This window comes from Planotetraspora silvatica, from assembly GCF_016863315.1.
Taxonomy (GTDB): domain Bacteria; phylum Actinomycetota; class Actinomycetes; order Streptosporangiales; family Streptosporangiaceae; genus Planotetraspora; species Planotetraspora silvatica.
On the sequence record NZ_BOOQ01000055.1, the window covers coordinates 1 to 20,903 of the forward strand.

The following is a 20,903-nucleotide window of genomic DNA, read 5'->3' on the forward strand; positions in this document are numbered from 1 at the left end:
ATCCCTCTACCCAGTCGACCATACGAGCCGGAAGACGCAGCAGCCCGGGGGTCGGCCGGAGAAAGGACTGTCCACCTACGCGAATTCTCATCGAGGCCGGCATGAGCGGTCACCGGTCGCCCGGGAAGGACGACACCCGGCCGGGCGCCCGGTTTCGACGCCCGGCCGGTGATGGGCGCTGCCTGGGTGATTACCTCTTAGGTCTGAAGTAGTGCCCGACCATGTATGCGGTGACCTGTGCGCCGATCTTCGCGCCCTGCACGTCGGCCGTGCGGGTGTGGATGCCTCCCCATATGCGGGCGTTGATCACCTCGGCGATCGCCTGCGAGAAGCCGCGGAAGTACCTGGTGGTACCCGAGTCCGCGCTGTACCCGCTGAAGGAGATGTCGTCCCGGCCGAAGAAGTACGCCAACGCCGACATGCTCGCCGCGGTGAAACAGGTATGTCCGGACGTGAAATCGGGGTGCGGCGGCGTGACGAGTAACGGCATCCAGGTGGGGTCGGCCTCCGTCTTCGGGTTGCCGTCGGTGTCGGCCAGCTGGATGGCGGTGACCGGACGCCAGAAGGTCCACGCCGCCTTCTCGTTGTAGCAGGCGGTCGTGGCGTCGGCTTCAGCCAGATCGACCATCGCGAACATCCGCGACGTCTGGAGCGTGTTCAGTCGCTGTGTCGTCGCGAGCTGCCGCTTGATCTCCCATTCGCCCAGATGCCGGTCATGCCACCAGATCGCGGCTTGCGTCTGGTCGGCCGTCCTGACCGTACTGGTCACCGAGCCGATCGTCTTGACCTCGTTGAAGTCCCGGGCGTACTGGCGACTGGTGAGCGCCGGCGGGCCGGACGTACGGAACATGGACGCACTGGGGATGAAGAACGGCTTGAGGTATCCGACCCACGCACCGTCGTTGGCGAGTGTGGGCGGCGTCGGCCGCCACTGACCAGGCTGGGTGCCGACGGGCCAGGTCTGGCTTCCGAACGCCCCGTCGTTCTGCCGCGCGGCGATCATCGCGGCGGCCGCCTGATCGCCCACGGTGATCCCGCGCTGCTTCGCGGCGCCGTAAGGAATCGCGGCCAGCGACTCGTCGTACTGCGTCTTCAACCTCTCCTGCTGAGCCGGGAACAGCGCGCTCAGCACGCGGAAGGCCGCGGTCGCGACGGCCGCGTCCGTCGACTCGTTTCCCTTTGCGGCCGGTGCGGTCAGGTACGGCTGGTACGGGGTGCCGGCGATCGCGTTCACCGCGTCGTAAACGGCTCCGTGGACCATCGCGAAACTGCGTGCCTGGACCTGCGGCTGCTGACGGGCGATGTCCCAGATCGCTGTCTGAGCGTTGCGGTCCCAGACAATGACGGCATTATCGGGCCTGTGCGAATCCGACGCGTACGCGAATGACGATCCGGCTCCCGCCGGCAACCCGGCGGCGACGACTCCGGCGACGGCCAACCAGACGACCTTGCGTTTTAGGACGGATGACCAGTGCATTTTACGTGATTTACGCATTTGGGCAAACTACTATACCGACCGCGGGCGCCACAGTGCCCGATCGGTCAAAAAGCCGATAATGACGTAACCGAAAACATGATCCCTCGCCGATAGGGGAACCGGTCGCATCTTCCTGCTTCGCGGACGGCATTCGACGGCTACCTGGAGGTCATCTCGAATTCGCCCGGGTGTACCGATACACGGAACCGCCGCGAACACGACCGGGAGTTTCCACCGGTCATCAGCCCGTAAATCATTCATCGCCGACGACCCGGGAACGATGTCCGTCAGTCTCGACCTTTCTGTTCGTAGATGCTTTCCGCGACCGCCGGAATCGGGGGCCGAATTTGAATGCGAACTCCTCATTTGAACGTCCTGCCCGGCCCCCGCAACAGCCCCATAGGGCTGCGGTACGAGAAGGCGCCGATGGTTCCCGTGTTCATGCGGAACATCACGCTGACCGGCGGCGTGGCGCCGTCACCCCCCGTGACCCGGTGGAGTTCGCGGCCTGGCAGCCGGATGTCGATCCGGGGCCGCGGCGGCGCGGGCAGTTAGTTACATCTGGTTGATTAAGCTATTGTAAGTATCCATGGAGCACACACCTCTGCCCTCCGACGGCCCACCCGTCGACGCCACCGAGGTCGCCGCCGCGCTGCGCCTGGCGGTCGGCCGGATCGCGCGCCGGGTGCGGCAGGCACATGCCATCGGCGACCTCACCAACGCCGAGATCTCCGTCCTGGCCCGGCTGGAACGGGACGGCTCGGCCTCTCCCGGTGCGCTGGCCGAGCTGGAGCGGGTGCGCCCGCAGGCCATGGCCACCACCTTGGCCGGGCTGGAGGAGGGCGGCCTGGTGACCCGGCGGCAGGACGCTTCCGACGGACGCCGGCTGCTCATCTCGCTGACCGACGCCGGGCTGCGCATCGTCACCGACCGCCGATCGGCGTCCCTCCAGCGCCTCGCCGCCGCCGTCAACGACGCCCTGAGCCCTGCCGAGCAGCAGCAACTGCTGGACGCTCTGCCGCTGATCGAGCGGTTGGCCGAGCACCTGTGACACCTGCACACCCTCAAGCCCCGCAGGAGGCGCGGCCCACCGCCTCCGATCGCTACAAGTGGATCGCCCTGTCCAACACCACCATGGGCGTGCTGATCGCCACCATCGACGGCTCCATCGTGATGATCTCGCTGCCGGCCATCTTCCGGGGCATCGGCCTGGACCCGCTGGCTCCCGGCAACATCGGCTACCTGCTGTGGATGATCCTCGGCTACACCCTGGTCTCCGCCGTGCTGATGGTCACGCTGGGACGGCTGGGCGACATGTTCGGCCGAGTCCGCATGTACAACCTGGGCTTCGTCATCTTCGCCTGCGCCTCGCTGGCGCTCTCGCTGGACCCGCTCGTGGGCGGAGGCGGGGCGCTGTGGCTGATCGGCTTCCGGGTGGTACAGGCCGTCGGCGGATCCATGCTGACCGCCAACTCGGCCGCCATCCTCACCGACGCCTTCCCAGCCCGGCAGCGTGGCATGGCGCTGGGCATCAACCAGATCACCGCTCTGGCCGGGATGTTCCTCGGCCTGCTGGCCGGCGGCGTGCTGGCGGCCGTCGACTGGCGCGCGGTGTTCTGGGTGAGCGTGCCGTTCGGCGTGATCGGCACCATCTGGTCGTACCGCTCCCTGCGGGAGGTCGGCACCCGCCGGTCAGGGCGGATCGACTGGATCGGCAACCTGACCTTCACCGCCGGGTCTGGCGTGTTGCTGGCCGCCATCACCTACGGCATCCAGCCCTACGGCGGCCACTCCACCGGCTGGACCAACCCGTGGGTGGTCAGCGGCCTGGTCGGCGGCGTGGCGCTGCTCGGCCTGTTCTGCTTCGCGGAGATCCGGATCGCCAAGCATCCGACGCTGCGGCCCATGTTCCAGCTCAGCCTGTTCCGCATCCGCGCCTTCGCCGCCGGGAACTTCGCCTCACTGCTGGTCTCCATCGCCCGAGGCGGCATGCAGTTCATGCTGATCATCTGGCTACAGGGGATCTGGCTGCCGCTGCACGGCTACGACTTCGAGCGCACCCCGCTGTGGGCCGGCATCTTCATGCTGCCGCTGACGGTGGGCTTCCTGTTCGGCGGACCGGCCTCCGGCTACTTCTCCGACCGCTTCGGCGCGCGACTGTTCTCCACCACCGGGCTGCTGCTGGTCGCCGCCTCCTTCATCGGCCTGGTGCTGATGCCGGTCGACTTCTCCTACCCGGTCTTCGCCGCGCTGCTGTTCGTCAGCGGGCTCGGGCAGGGAATGTTCTCCGCGCCCAACACCTCCGCCATCATGGGCAGCGTCCCGCCCGAGCAGCGCGGCGTCGCCTCCGGCATGCGGTCCACCTTCCAGAACTCCGGTAGCGCGCTGTCCATCGGCCTGTTCTTCTCACTGATGATCGTCGGCCTGTCAGGCTCGCTGCCGCAGGCGCTGAACAGCGGCCTGCAGGCCCAAGGCGTGCCGGCCGCCACGGCCGGGCAGGTGGCCGCGCTGCCGCCGGTCAGCACGCTGTTCGCCACCTTCCTCGGCAACAACCCGATCGGCCACCTGCTGGGCCCCAGCGGCGTGCTGAACACGCTGACGCCAGGCCAGGCGGCCACGCTCACCGGCAACCGGTTCTTCCCCGGGCTGGTCACCACGCCCTTTCACCACGGCCTGGTCACCGTGTTCGGCGCGGCCGCGGTGATGTCGCTGATCGCCGCGCTCGCCTCCGCCCTGCGCGGCAAGCACCAGCGCGCCGCGGCGGAACCCGCCGCACCGGCATCCACCCCTGCCCCCACCTCCGCGAACGGATGAGAACAGTGACACTCTCAGCAACCGCCCCGTCGGCCACCGCCCTCCTGGTCATGGACGTCCAGATCGGCATCGTCGCCCGCCTGCGGGACGAGGGCTACCTGCCCCGGCTGCGCACCGCGCTCGACGCGGCCCGCACCGCCGGCGTCCCGGTGTTCCATGTGGTCGTCGGCTTCCGCGAGGGCAGCCCGGAGGCGCACCCGCGCAACCGGTCCTTCGGCCACATCCCGGCCGGGTACTTCACCCCGGACGACCCGAACGCCGCCGTCCACCCGGACGTCTCGCCACTCCCGGGCGAGCTGCTGGTCACCAAGAAGCGGGTCAGCGCCTTCGCCGGGAGCGACCTGGAGCTGCTACTGCGCTCCGGGGACATCCAGAATCTGGTGCTGACCGGGATCGCCACCAGCGGCGTGGTGCTGTCCACCCTGCGTCAGGCCGCTGACCTGGACTACGGGCTGACGGTGTTGGCGGACGGCTGCGCCGACCCGGACCCGGAGGTACACCGGGTGCTGACCGAGAAGGTCTTCCCGCGCCAGGCCGAGGTGCTGACGATCGAGGCCTGGGCCGACTCGCTCAAGGCGGCCTTCGGGGATGCCGAGTACGGAAATCAGCGGTAGCGGTCGATCCTCGTCATGGCGCCTCTGCTCGGTCCGCGGGAGGCTGTGACACAGAATCCGCAGTACCTTTCGGCCCTGCCCACCGCACTGACGCCCGAGGATTCACGCCGCGGTACTTGCCGCTTCTCATGGGCCATCCCTCCCAGGCGCGGGCGGGCGAACGAGGCGTGCCGCCACCCCTCCGGGCACCGGTTCACACCTACCGCCAAGGCACGGAATCCCTGCCGGCCGCGCCGTAGAAGTCCACGCGCACGCTGACGTGTGAGTGGGATGGCGCGCCGTCAACGGGCGGGGGGAACGTGTCCCCTTGTCCGGCGCCCTGGCCACTCGCGATATTCACAACCGATGGGATATCAAATTCCAGGAGATGAACCAGACAAAGGCCAGTCCGAGAATTCCGGTGACCAACATGAGACCGCCCTCTGATTCGCTGCCCTGGCCATTGGTGATTTTCACAACCGTCGGGGCAACGGGGTCATAGAGAATCGGTACGCTGCTCCCCACGACGAACGGCTCCGTACTCTCGCCTGGGCCGCGCGCACGGACCACCTGCCCGTCCTCGGTCCTGAACTCGATCACCGGGCGATGTCTCACCCTGATCTCATCGTCCGACCTGCTCCCATACGATCTGCTGGACATGCTCGACGCGCCCGTGCCTCCACTCACCAAGGCTCGCCACCCAGTCCCGGATACGTTATCCACGACAATACCGGTGGCGGATCGACCGACCTGGTCGAGACGTTGGGATCGCCGCATGAGCCTGATCCCGCCGGCCACCAAAAACAGCGCTATTCCGTTACCACCGGTGAAGATGAACAGCGTTACCAACTCGAACCCCATATCGGCGAAGGTAGCGGGCAGCCGGTGCCATAAACAGCCATCCGTTCAGGGATTATTTTGTAGATCACACGGAACGGGTGCGCGTGGATTCGGGCGGCGGTTCACGGCGATCTTGGTGTGTCCCGCGGGCCCGCCGTCGCCGTCCAGGCCGAAGTAGCCGGCCATCCAGGTTTGGAACTCCTGCGAGATGGCGGCGCCGGGGCAACTATTCACTTGGGCGACACCGCAGCGAAAACGCCAGAGATCTACGCTGCCCGTGTCAAAGTCGACGACAGGGGGCGACATGGGGGCGAAATCAGGCCCTGCGGATACGCGGATCATGGGCATCGTGCACGGTGCGTTGCGCCGCGACCTCGACCGTACGCGGACGGCGCTGACGAGCGAGCCTCATCCGCTGGGACGCCAGCGTCGCGCGCTCGGCGAACACGTGGTCTGGATGATGGACTTCCTGCACCACCACCACTCCGGTGAGGACAAGGGACTCTGGCCGTTGGTGCGCGACCGCAACCCCGCCGCGGGCCCGCTCCTGGATTCGCTGGAAGCAGAACATCACAGGATCGTCCCGGCCATGGAGACGATGACGGCCACCGGGCGGCGCTACGCGGACACGACGACGGACGAGGCCCGCGTCGAACTCGTCGCGGCGCTGGACGAACTGAACGAAGTGCTCGTTCCCCATCTCGACCGTGAGGTCGAGGAGGGCATGCCGGTCGTGTCGAAGAGCATCACCCAAGCCGAGTGGCAGGCGTGGGACGAGGCCAACAACATCAAGCCGAAGTCGTTCGCCCAGCTGGGCCTGGAGGGACACTGGCTGATCGACGACATCGATCCCGAGGGCTACCAGATCGTTGTCAACCTCGTTCCCGCGGTCCCGCGGTTCATCCTCATTCGCGGTTTCGCCCGCGCGTACCGTCGCAGAGCCGCCGCTCGCTGGCAGCCCGACCTGTCGGCGCCGCGGGCCGACATGTGACGACGCAGTAGGCCGCATTTCATGATTGCCAAGGGCGGCTCGGCGTAAGGCCCCCGCGCATGGGACTCCATCGCGCGGGCAGGTCAGGTGGTGATGACAGCTCCCGGACCAGGCAGGATGTCGATGCCGGTGACGTCCATGGGACGGTCGCACACGGAGCAATGCAGCTCGACGTGGCCGATCTCTCCGCAGGCATGATGCCGGTACAGCACCGGCGGCCCGGCCCCGCCCGCCGTCCAGCGGTCACCCCACCGCACCATCACCATCAGCAGGTCGCACAACTCGGTCCCTTTGACGGTGAGCGCGTACTCGTACCGGGGCGGCCGCTCCGAATACTGCCGCCGTTCCAGCACGTCGTTGTCCACGAGCCATCTGAGCCGCTCAGTCAGCACCTTCCGGGAGATGCCGAGGCTCTGCTGGAGGTGGTCGAAGCGGCCGACGCCCACCATGACGTTGCGCAGGATCAGCGGCGACCACGGCTCGCCGATCACGTCCAGTGTGCGCGCAATCGAGCAGGCCATGTCACCAAACCGGGTTCGCTGCATGAGCTCGATGATAACCGAGAGGGTTCCCTGAGGAGACGGACCTCTGCTAGCGTTGGGGCACTGTAAGTTCCCTTAAGAGATGCACAAAGGAGCCCGCGTGAACCGTCCTCCCGTCGTGTCGGCACAGGAATGGCAGGCCGCGCGCGAGGCGCTACTGGTCAAGGAGAAGAAGCAGACCCGAGCATTGGACGCGCTGGCCGCGGAACGACGCAGGCTCCCGATGGTCCGCCTCGCCGACGGCTACCGCTTGACCGCGCCGGACCGATCGACGGTCGATCTGCCCGGCCTGTTCGAGGGCCACCGCCAGTTGGTGATCTATCACTTCATGCAGGCCCCGGGGCAGGACTGGCTGTGCACCGGCTGCGCCACCTTCACCGACAACATCGCCGACCAGTCTCACCTCAACGCCCGGCACACCCGGCTGATCCTGATGTCCCGCGCGCCACAGGACGAGATCGACGTCGTACGGCGGCGAATGGGCTGGACCGTGCCCTGGTACTCAGCCGGCGACGACTTCTACGACGACCTCGGGCTCGGCAACGGTTTCGGACTGAGCGTGCTGCTGCGCGACGGCGCGGAGGTCTTCCGCACCTACTACACCAGCGATCGCGGAGTCGATCGGCTCCGACTCGACTTCAACCTGCTCGACCTCACGCCTTATGGACGTCAGGAAGAGTGGGAGGACTCCCCCGAGGGCTGGCCGCAGGACCCGACGATGAGCCGGCTCCGGCCGCGTGACGAATACCCCGCACCGCCGCGGCCCTGACCCCCCTCCCGCCCTCGACCGGCGATCCCTGACCGCTTGCCCAGGAGGCAGCCATGGCACGCACCCTCACCGCCCCGGAGCGCGAGCACTTCCTCGCCCTGCCACACGTCGGCGTCCTCAGCGTCGCCGCGGACGACGGTCGTCCCCCGCTCACCGTGCCCGTCTGGTACGCCTACACGCCCGGCGGAAACCTGACCTTCTTCACCGGCACTCAAGGCCGGGTTGCACGCAAGACCCGGCTGCTCCAGCGGTCGGGAACCCTGAGCTTCTGCGTGCAACAGGCCGAGTTCCCCTATAAATACGTCACGGTCGAGTGCACGGTGGTGGAGGAGGACTGGACACCCTCGGTCGAGGAAGTGACAGCCATCACCTCCCGCTACCTACCGCCGGATCTCGCCCGCGCCTTCGCCGAGGCCGAGACCTCCCACTCGGCCGACACCTTCGTGCTGTTCACCGCGCGTCCCGACCGGTGGCTGAGCTTCGACTTCGCGGACGACGCGCCCACCTCAGCCGGAGACTGAGGCGCAGGTGGCGAGCACGAGGTCCTTCTGAATCCGCGCACGTTCTCCCTGGTGTGCTGCGGGATTCGCCTGACCCGCAAGCGACCTGCGAAAACGCTTCCGTCCGTGGCCATCGCTTGCCGGCACTTTCCGGTGCCATGCGCGGCCGGCAGACACGGATGTCAGAGACTGTCGAAGCTGACTTCTTGCATCGTCCCGTCCGGTCCCATCTGGAACATCCGCGGCGGCTCCATGGTCCGCAGCGCCTCGGCGTACATGGCTTCCCGTTCGGCCTGTTCCCTGCCCGACGGGTCGGTCACCTGGAACCCGTACAAGTGAACGGCTTCCGTGTCGATGTCGTCGGGTGCGGAAACCCCCTCCAGTACGAAGCCGAACAGCGCACGCAAGGCGTCCTCGCCCAACTCGAGAGGATGGAACGGCAACGGGTAGGGGCCCTCGTCCGGCCAGCCAGGCACGGGCTCGACAGGTCGCTCGCCTGCCCAGTACGGCAACTCGAAGTCATACGGCTCGCCGATGTTCTCCTCGATTCCGCCATCAGGCGACAGGCTCAGCGACCGGACCAGCACGCCGTCCTCCCACACCGCGAAAGCGAGCCAGTCCACCACCGAATGCATCCCATGCATGATGATCCGCCTGCCCGCACCGGCCTTCAGCAGGTGCTCAGGCAACTCAGACGGGAGGTCGAACACGAGCCTGCGATCACAGAAGAGTTCGGCCCCGGCCAACACGGTGGCGTACGTGACATCGTCCGGCGGGTAGACGCTGTCCCACAACGTGCCGTCCTCGGCGGGCGCGACCGCGTAACCGGGGTGAACCTGGCGAACCAGCGCCTCTGTCTCGGCCCGCTCCGAGCGCGTCGCGCCCAGCAACGCGGGTCGGATGTCGCCATCAGTGAACGCCAGCAATGCGGTCTTCGCGCCCATGCGGTCCTCCCGAATCTCAGCAAGAGCCCGCATATTACTTGCCGAGAACGACACAAGTCGATCTTGCGGTCAGCTCTGTACGTGGCCGACGGCGTCGAGGATGGAGGCGGCCACCGCGTCGGGCTGAGACGCCCCGACGGCGTGGGAGGCACCCGCGAGCTCACGGGTTCCGCGCGAGCCGGCGCGTTCGGCCATGAACCTCAGCGCCGCGGCCGGGATGTTGAGGTCGCGATCACCATGGACGAACCACGACGGCTTGGCACGCCAGCCCGGCTCGCTCACCGTCAGCCCGTCGGTCAGCGCCCGCTCGGTCACCGGCCGCTGCGTCGCCGCCATCAGGGCGGCCTCACCGGCCTCGAGATCGGCGCAGAACTGGTGATGGAACTTGTCCTCGGCGATCCGGAACTCGTTGCCGCCCGAGGCGACCGGATATGCGGCCAGCGCGCCACCCAGGCTGCTGCCCTCGAACTTGCCGGACAGCACCAGCGCGCTCTCCCCAGGCTCGGGCGCGAAAGCGGCGACGTAGACGAGGGCCCGCACGGCGTCGTTGGCGGCCGCCGCCTGACTGATCACCATGCCCCCATAGGAATGGCCGACCAGGACGACCGGCCGTCCGATGCCGGCGATCACGTCACGCACGTAGGCGGCATCGCCCTCCACACTGCGCAACGGGTTCGCCACCGCGACGGCGGACAGCCCGCGGCCGTGCAGACGCTGGATGACACGATTCCAGCTCGCCGACTCGGCGAACGCACCGTGGACGAGGACGACGACGGGTTGTTCGGTAGTGGTCATGAATTCGCCTTTCCGGAGGTCAGAGCTGCCTCGAGTACCTCGATGGCCTGGGTCACAACGTGCCGATCAGGCCGCCGTCGATGACGAAGTCCGCGCCGGTGACGTTGCCGGCGCGCTCGCTGGCGAGCAGGACGACGAGGTCGGCGACCTCGTCCGGGTGGGTGAACCGGCCGGTGACCGAGTCGGCGGCGGCCTGCTCCGCCACCGCGTGCGACTCGCCGCCGTTGTGGTGGGCGAGCGTGGCGGCGACGCCGTCCTCGCCGAGCCACAGGTCGGTGGCGACCGGCCCGGGGCTGACGGTGTTGACCCGGATCCCGTGCGGGCCCAGCTCCTTCGACAGGGACTTGCTGAAACTGGCCAGGGCCGCCTTCGCGGCGCTGTAGTCGATCACCAGCGGGTCCGGCAGCGACGCGTTGACCGAGCTGACGGACACGATCGTGCCGGCGCCGCGGCCGAGCATGAGCGGCAGCGCCTCGCGGGTGGCGCGCACCGCGGACAGGAAGTTGACGGTCAGGGTGGCGAGCCAGTCCACGTCGGTGACGGACGCGAAGCCGCCGGTGCGCGGGCGTACCGCGCCGACGTTGTTGACCAGGATGTCCAGGCCGCCGAAGGCCGCGCCGGCGGCCTCGACCAGTTCGGCCGGGCCGTCCAGGGTGGCGAGGTCCACCGCGACCGGGCGGACGCGGCCCCCCGCCGCCAGCTCGGACAGCTCGGCGCTGATGTGCCGCGCTCCGGCGGTCACACTGACGCCCTCTGCGGCGAGCGCCCGGGTGATCGCCAGCCCGATGCCCTTGCTCGCGCCGGTGACCACGGCGGTCTTGCCTGACAGGTGCAGCTCCACGACGGGCCTTTCTGCGGGACGCGGCCCCGCCCAGGAGCGGGGCCGCGTGCGGGTTCAGCGGGCGGACTTGGCGGCGGCGACGATGACGTCCACCACGGCCTGCGGCCGGGAAAGCATCGACAGGTGCGACGCGGCGACCTCGGTGACATGGCTGTGCGCCCGGTTCGCCATGGTGACCTGCAGCGACGGCGGGAGGATACCGTCCTTCGTGCCTACCAGGTACCAGCTCGGCAGCTTCTTCCAGGCGGGCGGCCCGGACGGCTCCTGCAGCGCGCTCAGTGCGATCGGGCGCTGCTCGGCGGCCAGCCGGGCGGCCGTGGCGGCCGGCAGATCACCGGCGAACGCCTGCGGGAACACCGCCGGCTTGATGTAGAGGTCGACGTCTCCGGCCGGCGCTCCGGGGTAGGCCACGACGTCGAACAGCGCGCTCGGGTCGCCGCCGCCCTGCAGCCCGAGGACCGTCTCGCCCTCGTCGGGCACGAACGCGTTGACGTAGACGAGCGCCTTCACGTCGGGGTCGGTGCCGGCCGCGTTGGTCACGACCGCGCCGCCGTAGGAGTGGCCGACCAGGACGACCGGGCCGCTGGTCCGCTGGGCGAGGAACGCCGACAGGTACGCGGCGTCGCCGCGGAGCCCGCGCAGCGGGTTGGGCGCGGCGAGCACGGTGTACCCGAGCCGTTGCAGCCGGCCGGTCACGTCCGACCAGCTCGACGCGTCGGCCCAGGCGCCGTGCACGAGAACGATGGTCGGCTTCGGGCGATCGTGACGGCTGGCGGCCGATGCCGGGGCGCCGAGCGTGAACAGGGCGAGGGCGGCCAGCGCGATCATCGCGCCGCGCCGGCGGAGGGGGCGGTTCAACATGATGGATCCAGCTCTCAGTCGAGGAAGGCGAGCAGACGCCGGGTGAGGTCGGCGGGATGTTCTTCGTAGATCCAGTGACCGGAGTCCGCGATCACGAGTCCGGTCACGCGGGCGGCGTACGACCGCACCTGACTGGGGACGAGATCGCCAAGGCTGCCGCTCGCGCCGATGGCGAGGTTCAGAGCGACTGGCGGGCGAGCCAGGCCAGCGTGACGTCGGCGACCTCGCGCCAACCGCCGTCGATGGTGAGCGAGTGCGCCCGGTCAGGGAATTCGTGGAAGTCGGTGACCGCGGCGGAGTGCCGGTACTGCTTCAGGGTGGCCAGGGTGACGGCCTCGGGCACGGTGTGGTCCCGGCCGCCGGTGATCAGCAGCAGCGGGCCGCGGGCCTCGTTCCCGGTCGCCACCTTGGCGGGCGAATGCGGGTCGAAGTTGGCCGCCGCGGCCTCGAACAGCGGCTTCCCGGGCGCCGGGATGCTCCAGCGCCGGTACAGCTCGCCGGACTCCTCCTCGGAGACGGCGTTGCCGAAGGCGTACCGGAACTGCTCCTCGGTGAGCGACACGGCCCGGTTGCGGTTGGCGGGGTTGCGGAACACCGGCAGTGCCGAGCGCAGCGCGGTCAGCGGCACCGGCAGCACGCCCTTGATCTGCGCGGCGTCGATCGCGACGGCGGCGGCCGCGAGGTCCAGCCCGAGCAGCTTCTGGGCGATCATGCCGCCGAACGAGTGACCGATCAGGATCGGCCGTTCCGGCAGGCCACTGATGATCTTCGCGTAGTGCTCGACGACGTCGTCGATGCCGTGACCGGCGATGGCCTCAGGGTTCGCCCGGGACTCCTCGACGGTCGCGCCGTCGCCGGGCCAGCCGGGCGCGCTCGGTGCGTAGCCGGCCTCCTGGAACAGGTCGGTCCAGGGAGTCCAGGAGGTGGCGTGCAGCCACAGTCCGTGGATGAAGATGACGGGGGTGCTCATGGTGACCTCTCAGCAGGTGATCAAGCCGACGGCGGGGACCCGCGACACTGCGGACGGGCACGGGTGATTCGCGGTTCCGCGGCCGGAACGGGCGTACGCCCGGAGGATCAGGACGCCGTGCCGAGCGCGGATGCACCCATCACGCTAGGGATCCGGCCCGCGAGCCACCCCACGTGAACACGTAGTCCTCGACCATCCGGGACCCGCACGTCGTGAACCCGCGATGTTCGGGCTCAGCCGGCCTGGATCGCCATCAGCCGGGCCAACTCCACCCGGGACCGCACCTGGAACTTCCGGAAGACCTGCCGCAGGTGGTAGTCGACCGTGTGCGGCGAGATGAACAGCAGGGCGGCCGTCTCCCGGTTGGTGAGCCCCCGGGCGACGTGTTCGGCGACGGTCCGTTCCGAATCGGTGAGCCGGGACCAGGCCGGTCCGGTATCGGCCGGCCGGCCGGCCAGCCAGATCACCGCGCCGGCCAGGACATGGCTGTCGTAGACGCCCTCACATCGCCCGGTCAGCGTCCCCGACGGCAGGGTCAGCCGCCCGGGGTGCCGCCCCGACGCGGTGCTCAGCCGCCGCCCGGCCCACTCCCACAGCAGCGTGCGGTCCGCGGACGACAGCAGGCCCGCGGCGGCGCTGTTCACGAACATGGTGTGGGCGTCGACGACGGCGACGGGCCCCTTCGCCTTCCGGCGCACCTCAAGGAAATGCGCGTGCAAAGCCCGATGCGGGCCGGGCCCGGCAGTGTGCGAATCGTGAGCGAGCACCGTTTCCTCCCCCTGTGTCACCTTGACCGGTCGTCCTCATGGAACCGCGCCGGGGCGGGCCGCCGAATCAGGGAAACACCCCAGTGTGTCCAAAGGCAGGGGTCAGTCGGCGGGGCCGTCCTTGAACAGCTCGCGCAGCTGCCGCCGGGAGGTGAGCCGCAGCTTCCGGAAGACCTTGGTGAGGTGGTACTCGACGGTCGAGGTGCTGACGTACAGCCGCCGGGCGATCTCCGCGTTCGTCGCGCCCTCGGCGGCAAGGGTGGCGATCTTGGTTTCCTGCGGGGTGAGCACGGAGCCGACCGGCGCGGCCGGGGGCGCCACCCGCTCGCCGGTCGCGGCGAGCTCCACCCGGACGCGCTCGGTGAAGATCCCGGCGCCCATCGCGGCGAACATCTCGTGCGCGATACGCAGCTGCGCCCCGGCCTCGCCGCGGCGCCGGTGCCGCCTGAGCCATTCTCCGTACAGCAGGTGGGTGCGGGCCAGGTCGGTGCGCATCCGGGTACGCCCGAGCAGTTCCAGCGCCTGCCGGTAGAGCGGCTCCGCGGCGCCGCCGGTCTGCTCGCCGAGCAGCGCACGGCTGCGCGCGAGCAGGCCGAGTCCCCAGGGCATGCCGCTGATCGGCGCCCGCTCCTCCAGCCGTGCCAGCGCCTGCCGTGCCGTGTCGGGGTCGCCTGCCCGTACCGCCGCCTCGACCAGGTCGGGCAGCACCCGGTTGCCGTTGCCCGGCGGGTCGCGGTCGAACAGCGGGCGGGCCCGGTCGAGCGCCTCACGGTAGTTGCCGAGGCTCACCTCCAGCACCGTCATGGCCAGGGCCGCCTGGTTGACCAGGGCTGTGACGTTCTGGATCGCGATGACGGCGATCTGGTCGGCGGCGGCGCGGGCCTCCTGCTCCCGGCCCTGCCAGACCAGCTGCTCGATCTGCCATTGCGGGCCGCCCCGCGGCATCACCCCGCTCATCGCGTACAGGTCGAAGTTCTCGGCGTAGTGCCCGTCGGCGACGGCGATCCGGCCCGCGCGCAGCTCGCTGCCGGCGAGCATGGTGAGCGTCACCCGGAGCGCGTGCAGCGCCCCGCTTTCGCGGCCGGACGCCGCCAGCCGGCGCAGCAACGCGGACCGGCCCTGCTCATCCCAGAGCTCGTCGGCGGCGAGCCCGCCGAGCAGCGCGAGCGGCATGCCCTCCTCGCTGAGCCGCTCCGCCGTGCACAGCTCGGCGACCGCGGCCCGCATCAGCGGCACCGCGGCCCGGTACCCGTCCGTGACCCGGGTGGCGAACGCCCGGGCCAGCAGGTCGGCCGCCGTCTCGGCCGGATCGGCCGGTACGGCGAGCACGGCACGAGCCACCTCGAGCGGCGTGGTGCCCACCGTGTGATCCAGCGCGACCATGGCGGTCTCCATCGCCTCCCGGAGCATCACCCTGGTCAGCCGCTCGTCCCGGCCGCCGAGCGCGGCGGCGGCGTCCATCAGGATCGCGGGCGCGTGCGCCACCCGGTCGTCGAAGTTGGCGACGGCGGCGCGCAACCGCTCCCCCATCGCCCGGGCGACCGGGGTGTGCAGCATCGGCCGCGCCTGGTCGAGCAGCCGGCGGACCGCGGCGATGTCCCCGGCGACCAGGAACGCCCCGGCCGCGGCGAGCAGCCGGCCGCCGCGCGCCGGTGCGTCCGGGCTGAGCTCGGCGGCGCGGGCCAGGAAGGCGGCCTGGGCGGTGTGGCCGCCGCGCAGTCCGGCCCGCTCGGCGGAGGATTCCAGGTCCCGGGCGACGTCCTCGTCAGTGCCCGCGGTGGCGGCGGCGAGGTGCCAGGCCCGGGTGTCGGGGTCGAGCACGGGGTCGCTGGAGTCCGCCAGCGCGCGGTGCGCGCGGCGGCGGTCGGCCGGCGTGGACGCGTTGTAGACCGCGGCCCGGATGAGTGGGTGCCGGAAGGTGACGCTGCCGCCGGCCAGGTCGCCGAGCAGCAGGATGCCCTCGGCGAGCGCCGGGTCGGCGTCCACCGGGGACATGCCCAGCAGCTCGCCGGCCCGCCAGAGCAGCGCCTGGTCGTGCGCGGGCGCGATCGAGGCGACGAGCAGCAGCTCCCTGGTGGCCGGGGGCAGCGCCCGGACCTGGCCCAGGAAGTAGGTCTCCAGGTGCACGCCCAGCGGGAGCCGTACCGGCAGCTCGGTGTGGCCCGCGAGCTGCTCCGGCGAGAGGGCGGTGGCGAGGGTGATGAGCGCGAGCGGGTTGCCGTCGGTCTGCTCCACCACCCGCTCGGCCACCGCGTCGTCGAGCGGCCCGGCGACGCACTCTGCGAGGAGCCGGCGGGCGGCCGCGTCACGCAGCCCGCGGACGGGGCGCACCGGCAGGCCCTCGAAGAGCGCGGCCCCGGATTCGCGTAGCGCGACGAGCACCCCGACCCCCTCCGCGTGCAGCCGCCGGCCGACGAACGCGAGCGCCTGGGCGGAGTCGCGGTCCAGCCAGTGCGCGTCGTCGACGAGGCAGAGCAGTGGCCGGTCGGACGCGATCTCGGCGAGCAGGCTGAGGGTCGCGAGACCGATCAGGAACTGGTCCGGCGGGGGGCCGTGCATCAGCCCGAACGCCCGCCGCAGGGCGTCGCCCTGGGGGCCGGGGATCCGTTCGAGCCGATCGAGGAACGGCGCGAGAAGGTGGTGCAGCGCGGCGAAGCCGAGCGGAAGCTCGGACTCGACGCCGGAGATGGTGAGCACCCGCAGCCCCGCGGCCGAGGCCGCCGCGGCCGCCGCCTGCAGCAGCCGGGTCTTGCCCACGCCCGGATCGCCGGCGAGGACGAGCGTGTCGCTGAGCCGCGCGCCGAGCCGCCGGATCACCTCGTCGATCGCGTCTCGTTCCGCGTCCCGGCCGTGCAGCGACGCGGGCGCCGGCCGGGGTCCCCGAGCGGTGACGTCGTCGGACACGATTCCCCCTCTCCCCCTCGACGATGCGTGCGCATGTGCCGGGGCCGGATTCGGTTCGACCAGGAGGCGGCACCAGGAGACTATGTCACCATGTCCAGCGAATCCGCTAAAACGGCACTTTTCGGGCGCGATCCGGAGATCGCCCGGCTCTCCGGCCTCCTCCGCGGACTTCGCGACGGAGGCGGTTCACTGGTCGTCCGCGGCGAGCCCGGCATCGGCAAGTCCGCACTGCTCACCGCGGCTGCGGACGCCGGCCGGGACGCCGGGCTGCGGGTGCTGTCCACGGCCGGAACGCAGGCCGAGTTCCATCTCCCGTACGCGGGGCTGCACCGCCTGCTGCATCCCGCCCGGCTGGACGACGGGGCGCTGCCCGATCCGCAGCGGCGCGCGCTGGCGGCCGCGCTGGGGCTCATCGACGCTCCCGTCCCCGATCTGTACCTGGTCGCGCTCGCCACGCTCAACCTGCTGATGGAGGCGGCGAGCCGGACTCCGCTGCTGGTGCTCGCCGACGACGGCCAGTGGCTCGACCCGCCCACCGCAGGGGTGCTGTCCTTCGTCGCCCGGCGACTGGAGGCCGAGCCGGTGGCGCTGCTCGCCACGCTGCGCGACGGCGTGCCCTGCGCGCTGGCCGAGGCCGGGCTGCCCGAACTCGTGCTGGGGCCGCTGCCGGACGCGGCCGCGGCGCGCCTGCTCGACGCGCGCGCCCCCGGCATGGATCCGCGGACCCGGCGGCGACTGCTCGACGAGGGCGCCGGCAACCCGCTCGCGCTGGTGGAACTGACCGGCGAATGGCGCGACCAGGGGGCCGGCCTGCTCTCCTCGCCGTGGCTGCCGCTGAGCGAGCGGCTGGAGCGCGCCTTCGGCGCCCGGCTGGGTGACCTGCCCGCCGCCACGCGAGCTCTGCTGCTCGTCGCGGCCCTCGACGACGGCACCGCACTGGAGGAGGCGATCGCGGCCGCCGCCGTCGTCACCGCCGGGCCTGTCGCGCACCACGACCTGGCGCCGGGGATTCGCGCCGGACTGATCGAGCCGGACGCCGCCCAGATCCGGTTCCGGCACCCGCTCATGCGCTCAGCGATCTACCAGGCCGCGACGCTGCCGCAGCGCCGCGCGGGCCATGCCGCACTCGCCGAGGCGCTCGCCCAGCAGAGTGGCGAACACGCCGCCGACCGCCGGATCTGGCACCGCGCGTCCGCCGCAGCCCGGCCCGACGACGAGATCGCGGCCGAGCTGGACACCATGGCCGCCCGCGTCGCGCAGCGTGGCGCCCCGACCGAGGCGGTGACCGCGCTGGAGCAGGCGGCCAAGCTCACCGAGGACGCGCGCCGGCGGGCCGACCGGCTGCTCCGGGCGGCGGACCAGGCCGTCGAGCTGGGTGGCCGCGACGTCGTCGTACGACTGCTGCGCCAGACCGAACTGCTGCCGCTCACCTCCCGGCAGCAGGCCCAGCTGCGGTGGATCCGGGGCACCCTCAACGACGGTTCGGACGGCCGGGCGACCGGCCCGCAGGAGCTCGCCGCCCTCGCCGAGTCGGTCGCCGCCGACGGCCGGCCCGAGGAGGCGCTGCGCATCCTGTGGAGCGCCGCGCTGCAGTGCTTCTGGATCGAGCCGGGCGCCGAGGCGCGCCGCCGGATCGTCGCGGCCGCCGAAAGCCTGCCGGTGCCGGCCGCGAACCCGCTGCTGCTGGCGATCCTCGCGTACGCCGCGCCGCTCGACCGCGGCGCCGTGGTCATCGACGGGCTGCGGGAGCTGTCCACGCAGCCCGTCATCGACCCGCAGGCGGCCCGGCTGCTGGGCTCCGCGGCGGTACTCGTCGGGGCGTTCGAGCAGGTGGAGAGCTTCTCCGCGGCGGCGCTGCCCGGGCTGCGCGCCCAGGGACGGCTCTACCTGCTCACCCGCTCCCTCGCCCAGCAGGCGTGGAGCGCGGTGCACCGGACCAACCTGAACGTGGCGATCCCGGCCGCCGAAGAGGCGGCCCGGCTCGCCCTCGAGACGGACCAGCCGCAGATGTACGGCACCGCCGTGTCCACCCAGGCGATGCTCGCGGCGCTGCGCGGCGAACCGGACCGCGCTCGGGAGCTCGCGGCGCGGGCCGAGGCGATGAGCGTCGCCGCCGGGGTGCGGCCGGTGCTCGCCACCGTGCAGATGGCCCGCGGCCTGGCAGCGCTGGGCGAAGGCCGGCACGCGGAGGCGTACGAGCACCTGCGCCGTCTGCACGACCCCGCCGATCCGTCGTACCAGCTCGCGCTGCGCTGCTATGTGGCGGCCGCGTTCGCCGACGCCGCCGCCGGGAGTGGTAACGCCGGCGCGGCGCGGACGGTGCTGCGCGAGCTGGAGGAGGTGGCGCGGACGACGCCCGCGCCTGCACTGCACGTGGGCCTGCCGCTCGCCCGGGCGCTGCTCGCCGACCCCGCGGACGCACGGGCCCGGTTCGCCGACGCGCTCGCCGCCGACCATGCCCGCTGGCCGTTCGCCCGGGCGTACGTGCAGGTGGCCTACGGCGAGTGGCTGCTCGACCAGGGCGATCCCGGCTCGGCCAGGCCGCTGCTGCGCACCGCCCGCGACACGTTCGACGCGCTTGGCGTCGTGCCGTGGAGCGACCGCGCCCGGCGCGGACTCCGCGCCTGCGGGGAGGCCAGTGCCGACCGCGTCCTGGCGGCCCGCGACAAGCTCACCCCGGTGGAGCTGCACATCGCCCGGCTCGCCGCCGAGGGTCTGTCCGACGAGGAGATCGGCGAGCAGGTCTACCTGTCCCGCCGGACGGTCGGCGCACACCTGGCGCAGCTGCTGCCCAAGCTCGGCATCGGCTCCCGGGCGGACCTGCCCGCCCTCCGCCGGGAACGGGCGGACTGACCCGCGCCGGCGGCAAAGGGCGGTGTTCAAGGTGCAAGTTCACCCTTGAGCAGCGCCGCCAACTCTGACGGCATCGACAGGAACGGGCTGTGGGAGGAATCCAGGCGATGCACCCGCTCCGCCCGCTGAGCCATCGCCTCCTGAGCGAACGGGGGGATGGCGTTGTCCGCCGTGCAGATGATGTAAGTGCCGGCAATGGTGGGCCAGGCTGCCCTGGAGACCGGTCCGGTCTGCGAGGAGTACGTCAAGCCGCCAAGTGCTACGACGCACGATCCGGTTCGAATGTTCCTCAGACCCTGGGATGTCACCGGACTACGGCGGGAATGGGCTGCGTCCTGGCGGCGCTTCCCAGCGGACCGCTGACCAAAGGGCGTGTCTCGGCAGATGCGCTCGCGGGTCTGCGCGGTCAGCGCCCCAGCGGCGGACTCGCGTCGCGCGATCTAGGATCGGGTCATGCCCTTGACCGCGAACGACGTCGACCGGTTCGAGGCCTCCAGACCGCGACTGGAGGCCATCGCCTACCGCCTCCTCGGCTCCGCCGGGGAGGCCGAGGACGCCGTGCAGGAGACGTTCCTGCGCTGGCAGGCCGCCGACATCGACCGCATCGAGGTCCCCGAGGCCTGGCTGACGAAGGTCCTCACCAACCTGTGCCTCAACCAGCTCACCTCCGCGCGGGCGCGCCGCGAGACCTATGTGGGCCAATGGCTTCCCGAGCCGCTGCTCGCCGGGGACCCGATGCTCGGTCCGGCCGACACCGCCGAGCAGCGCGAATCGGTCTCGTACGCGGTCCTCACCCTCATGGCGCGCCTCTCCCCCAACGAGCGGGCGGTGTACGTGCTGCGGGAGGCCTTCGACTACCCGCACCGGGAGATCGCCGAGATCCTCGACATCACCGAGGCCGCCAGCCAGCAGATCTTCCACCGCGCCAAGAAGCACGTCGCGGCCGGCAAGGCCCGCACCGAGGTCGACGAGGCAGCCGCCCGGCGGATCGTCGAGGAATTCCTGGCGGCCGCCACCAGCGGCCAGATCGAGCCGCTCGTGCGCCTGCTCACCGAGGACGCCATCTCGATCGGTGACGGCGGCGGGAAGATCCCGGCCGTCGCCAAGGCGATCGAGGGCGCCGTCGCGGTCGCGAGGTTCCTGAGGGGCCTGTTCAAACCCGGCGAGGCCAAGCGCGCCCTGGCCGGCGGCGCGCCCGAGGTCTATGTCTGGACCGCCAACGGCGACCCCGCCGTCGTGGCCGTCGTGGACGGCCGGGTCGTCGGCGTCATGTGCCTGGAGGTCACCGCCGGGGGCATCTCCGCGGTCCACAACCAGGTCAACCCCGACAAGCTCGAACGCGCGACCGCGCATTGGGCGGCCGCCGACCACGGGAAGCCCTTGTTCAACGCCTTCTAGCCACTGTGTGAGGTGCTTCACATCGCGTTCCTGTCAGGAAACGG

The 20,903-nt window shown here is 70.9% G+C and carries 19 protein-coding genes; 8 read left to right on the plus strand and 11 right to left on the minus strand.

Translation table 11 applies throughout. The features are described 5' to 3' along the window. Positions 1 to 190: 190 nt before the first annotated feature. Entirely contained in the window at positions 191 to 1,477 is a 1,287-nt protein-coding gene (locus Psi02_RS35135; protein ID WP_203980181.1) for a vanadium-dependent haloperoxidase, read from the minus strand. 589 nt (positions 1,478 to 2,066) lie between these two features. Between Psi02_RS35135 and Psi02_RS35140 the strand changes: the two genes are divergently transcribed. From Psi02_RS35140 to Psi02_RS35150, 3 genes are read left to right on the plus strand one after another with little or no spacing between them, the layout of a single operon-like run. After that, positions 2,067 to 2,528: a MarR family winged helix-turn-helix transcriptional regulator gene (locus tag Psi02_RS35140; protein ID WP_203980182.1), complete on the plus strand. Its 462-nt coding sequence runs from the start codon at positions 2,067 to 2,069 to the stop codon at positions 2,526 to 2,528. After that, entirely contained in the window at positions 2,525 to 4,291 is a 1,767-nt protein-coding gene (locus Psi02_RS35145) for an MFS transporter (RefSeq protein WP_239095428.1), read from the plus strand. Before Psi02_RS35140 ends, Psi02_RS35145 begins: the two co-directional genes overlap by 4 nt. A gap of 5 nt (positions 4,292 to 4,296) precedes the next feature. Continuing rightward, positions 4,297 to 4,905 (plus strand): cysteine hydrolase family protein, encoded by a 609-nt coding sequence (locus tag Psi02_RS35150; protein WP_203980183.1) that lies wholly within the window; start codon positions 4,297 to 4,299, stop codon positions 4,903 to 4,905. Positions 4,906 to 5,241: 336 nt separating this feature from the next. On the opposite strand, the gene Psi02_RS35155 is transcribed toward Psi02_RS35150, so the two are convergent. Further along, on the minus strand, positions 5,242 to 5,745 hold the full coding sequence (locus Psi02_RS35155) for a DUF3592 domain-containing protein (protein WP_203980184.1): 504 nt from the start codon (positions 5,743 to 5,745) through the stop codon (positions 5,242 to 5,244). A gap of 319 nt (positions 5,746 to 6,064) precedes the next feature. On the opposite strand from Psi02_RS35155, the gene Psi02_RS35160 reads away from it, so the two are divergent. Continuing rightward, positions 6,065 to 6,715: a hemerythrin domain-containing protein gene (locus Psi02_RS35160; RefSeq protein ID WP_203980185.1), complete on the plus strand. Its 651-nt coding sequence runs from the start codon at positions 6,065 to 6,067 to the stop codon at positions 6,713 to 6,715. Between the two features lie 83 nt (positions 6,716 to 6,798). Here Psi02_RS35160 and Psi02_RS35165 read toward each other — a convergent pair whose 3' ends face one another. After that, entirely contained in the window at positions 6,799 to 7,260 is a 462-nt protein-coding gene (locus Psi02_RS35165) for a winged helix-turn-helix transcriptional regulator (RefSeq protein WP_203980186.1), read from the minus strand. Between the two features lie 97 nt (positions 7,261 to 7,357). On the opposite strand from Psi02_RS35165, the gene Psi02_RS35170 reads away from it, so the two are divergent. Then, positions 7,358 to 8,026: a DUF899 domain-containing protein gene (locus tag Psi02_RS35170; protein ID WP_203980187.1), complete on the plus strand. Its 669-nt coding sequence runs from the start codon at positions 7,358 to 7,360 to the stop codon at positions 8,024 to 8,026. A 53-nt stretch (positions 8,027 to 8,079) separates the two neighbouring features. Then, a complete protein-coding gene (locus Psi02_RS35175) occupies positions 8,080 to 8,547 on the plus strand; it encodes a pyridoxamine 5'-phosphate oxidase family protein (RefSeq protein ID WP_203980188.1) in 468 nt (155 codons plus the stop codon). A gap of 161 nt (positions 8,548 to 8,708) precedes the next feature. Here the strand turns inward: Psi02_RS35175 and Psi02_RS35180 are convergent, their stop codons facing one another. The 7 genes from Psi02_RS35180 to Psi02_RS35210 all read right to left on the minus strand — a co-directional run bounded on the left by Psi02_RS35180 (position 8,709) and on the right by Psi02_RS35210 (position 16,608). Then, a complete protein-coding gene (locus Psi02_RS35180) occupies positions 8,709 to 9,524 on the minus strand; it encodes a DUF6928 family protein (protein ID WP_203980189.1) in 816 nt (271 codons plus the stop codon). Positions 9,525 to 9,539: 15 nt separating this feature from the next. Next, positions 9,540 to 10,265, minus strand: coding sequence for an alpha/beta fold hydrolase (locus Psi02_RS35185; RefSeq protein ID WP_203980190.1), 726 nt, complete (start codon positions 10,263 to 10,265; stop codon positions 9,540 to 9,542). 52 nt (positions 10,266 to 10,317) lie between these two features. Then, a complete protein-coding gene (locus Psi02_RS35190; RefSeq protein WP_203980191.1) occupies positions 10,318 to 11,106 on the minus strand; it encodes an oxidoreductase in 789 nt (262 codons plus the stop codon). Positions 11,107 to 11,160: 54 nt separating this feature from the next. Further along, positions 11,161 to 11,967 (minus strand): alpha/beta fold hydrolase, encoded by an 807-nt coding sequence (locus Psi02_RS35195; protein ID WP_239095429.1) that lies wholly within the window; start codon positions 11,965 to 11,967, stop codon positions 11,161 to 11,163. A gap of 178 nt (positions 11,968 to 12,145) precedes the next feature. Next, positions 12,146 to 12,937, minus strand: coding sequence for an alpha/beta hydrolase (locus Psi02_RS35200; RefSeq protein ID WP_203980192.1), 792 nt, complete (start codon positions 12,935 to 12,937; stop codon positions 12,146 to 12,148). 233 nt (positions 12,938 to 13,170) lie between these two features. Further along, positions 13,171 to 13,704 carry a helix-turn-helix transcriptional regulator gene (locus Psi02_RS35205; protein ID WP_203980193.1) on the minus strand — a complete coding sequence of 178 codons (534 nt, stop codon included), beginning with the start codon at positions 13,702 to 13,704 and terminating at the stop codon, positions 13,171 to 13,173. A 102-nt stretch (positions 13,705 to 13,806) separates the two neighbouring features. After that, positions 13,807 to 16,608, minus strand: coding sequence for a helix-turn-helix transcriptional regulator (locus Psi02_RS35210; RefSeq protein ID WP_203980194.1), 2,802 nt, complete (start codon positions 16,606 to 16,608; stop codon positions 13,807 to 13,809). 90 nt (positions 16,609 to 16,698) lie between these two features. Here Psi02_RS35210 and Psi02_RS35215 point away from each other — a divergent pair, with 90 nt between their 5' ends. Beyond that, positions 16,699 to 19,461, plus strand: a complete 2,763-nt coding sequence (locus tag Psi02_RS35215) for an AAA family ATPase (RefSeq protein ID WP_203980195.1) — start codon at positions 16,699 to 16,701, stop codon at positions 19,459 to 19,461. A 26-nt stretch (positions 19,462 to 19,487) separates the two neighbouring features. Here the strand turns inward: Psi02_RS35215 and Psi02_RS35220 are convergent, their stop codons facing one another. After that, positions 19,488 to 19,769, minus strand: a complete 282-nt coding sequence (locus tag Psi02_RS35220) for an alpha/beta fold hydrolase (RefSeq protein ID WP_203980196.1) — start codon at positions 19,767 to 19,769, stop codon at positions 19,488 to 19,490. Positions 19,770 to 19,914: 145 nt separating this feature from the next. Between Psi02_RS35220 and Psi02_RS35225 the strand changes: the two genes are divergently transcribed. Then, positions 19,915 to 20,859, plus strand: coding sequence for an RNA polymerase sigma-70 factor (locus tag Psi02_RS35225; RefSeq protein ID WP_203980197.1), 945 nt, complete (start codon positions 19,915 to 19,917; stop codon positions 20,857 to 20,859). Positions 20,860 to 20,903 lie beyond the last annotated feature (44 nt).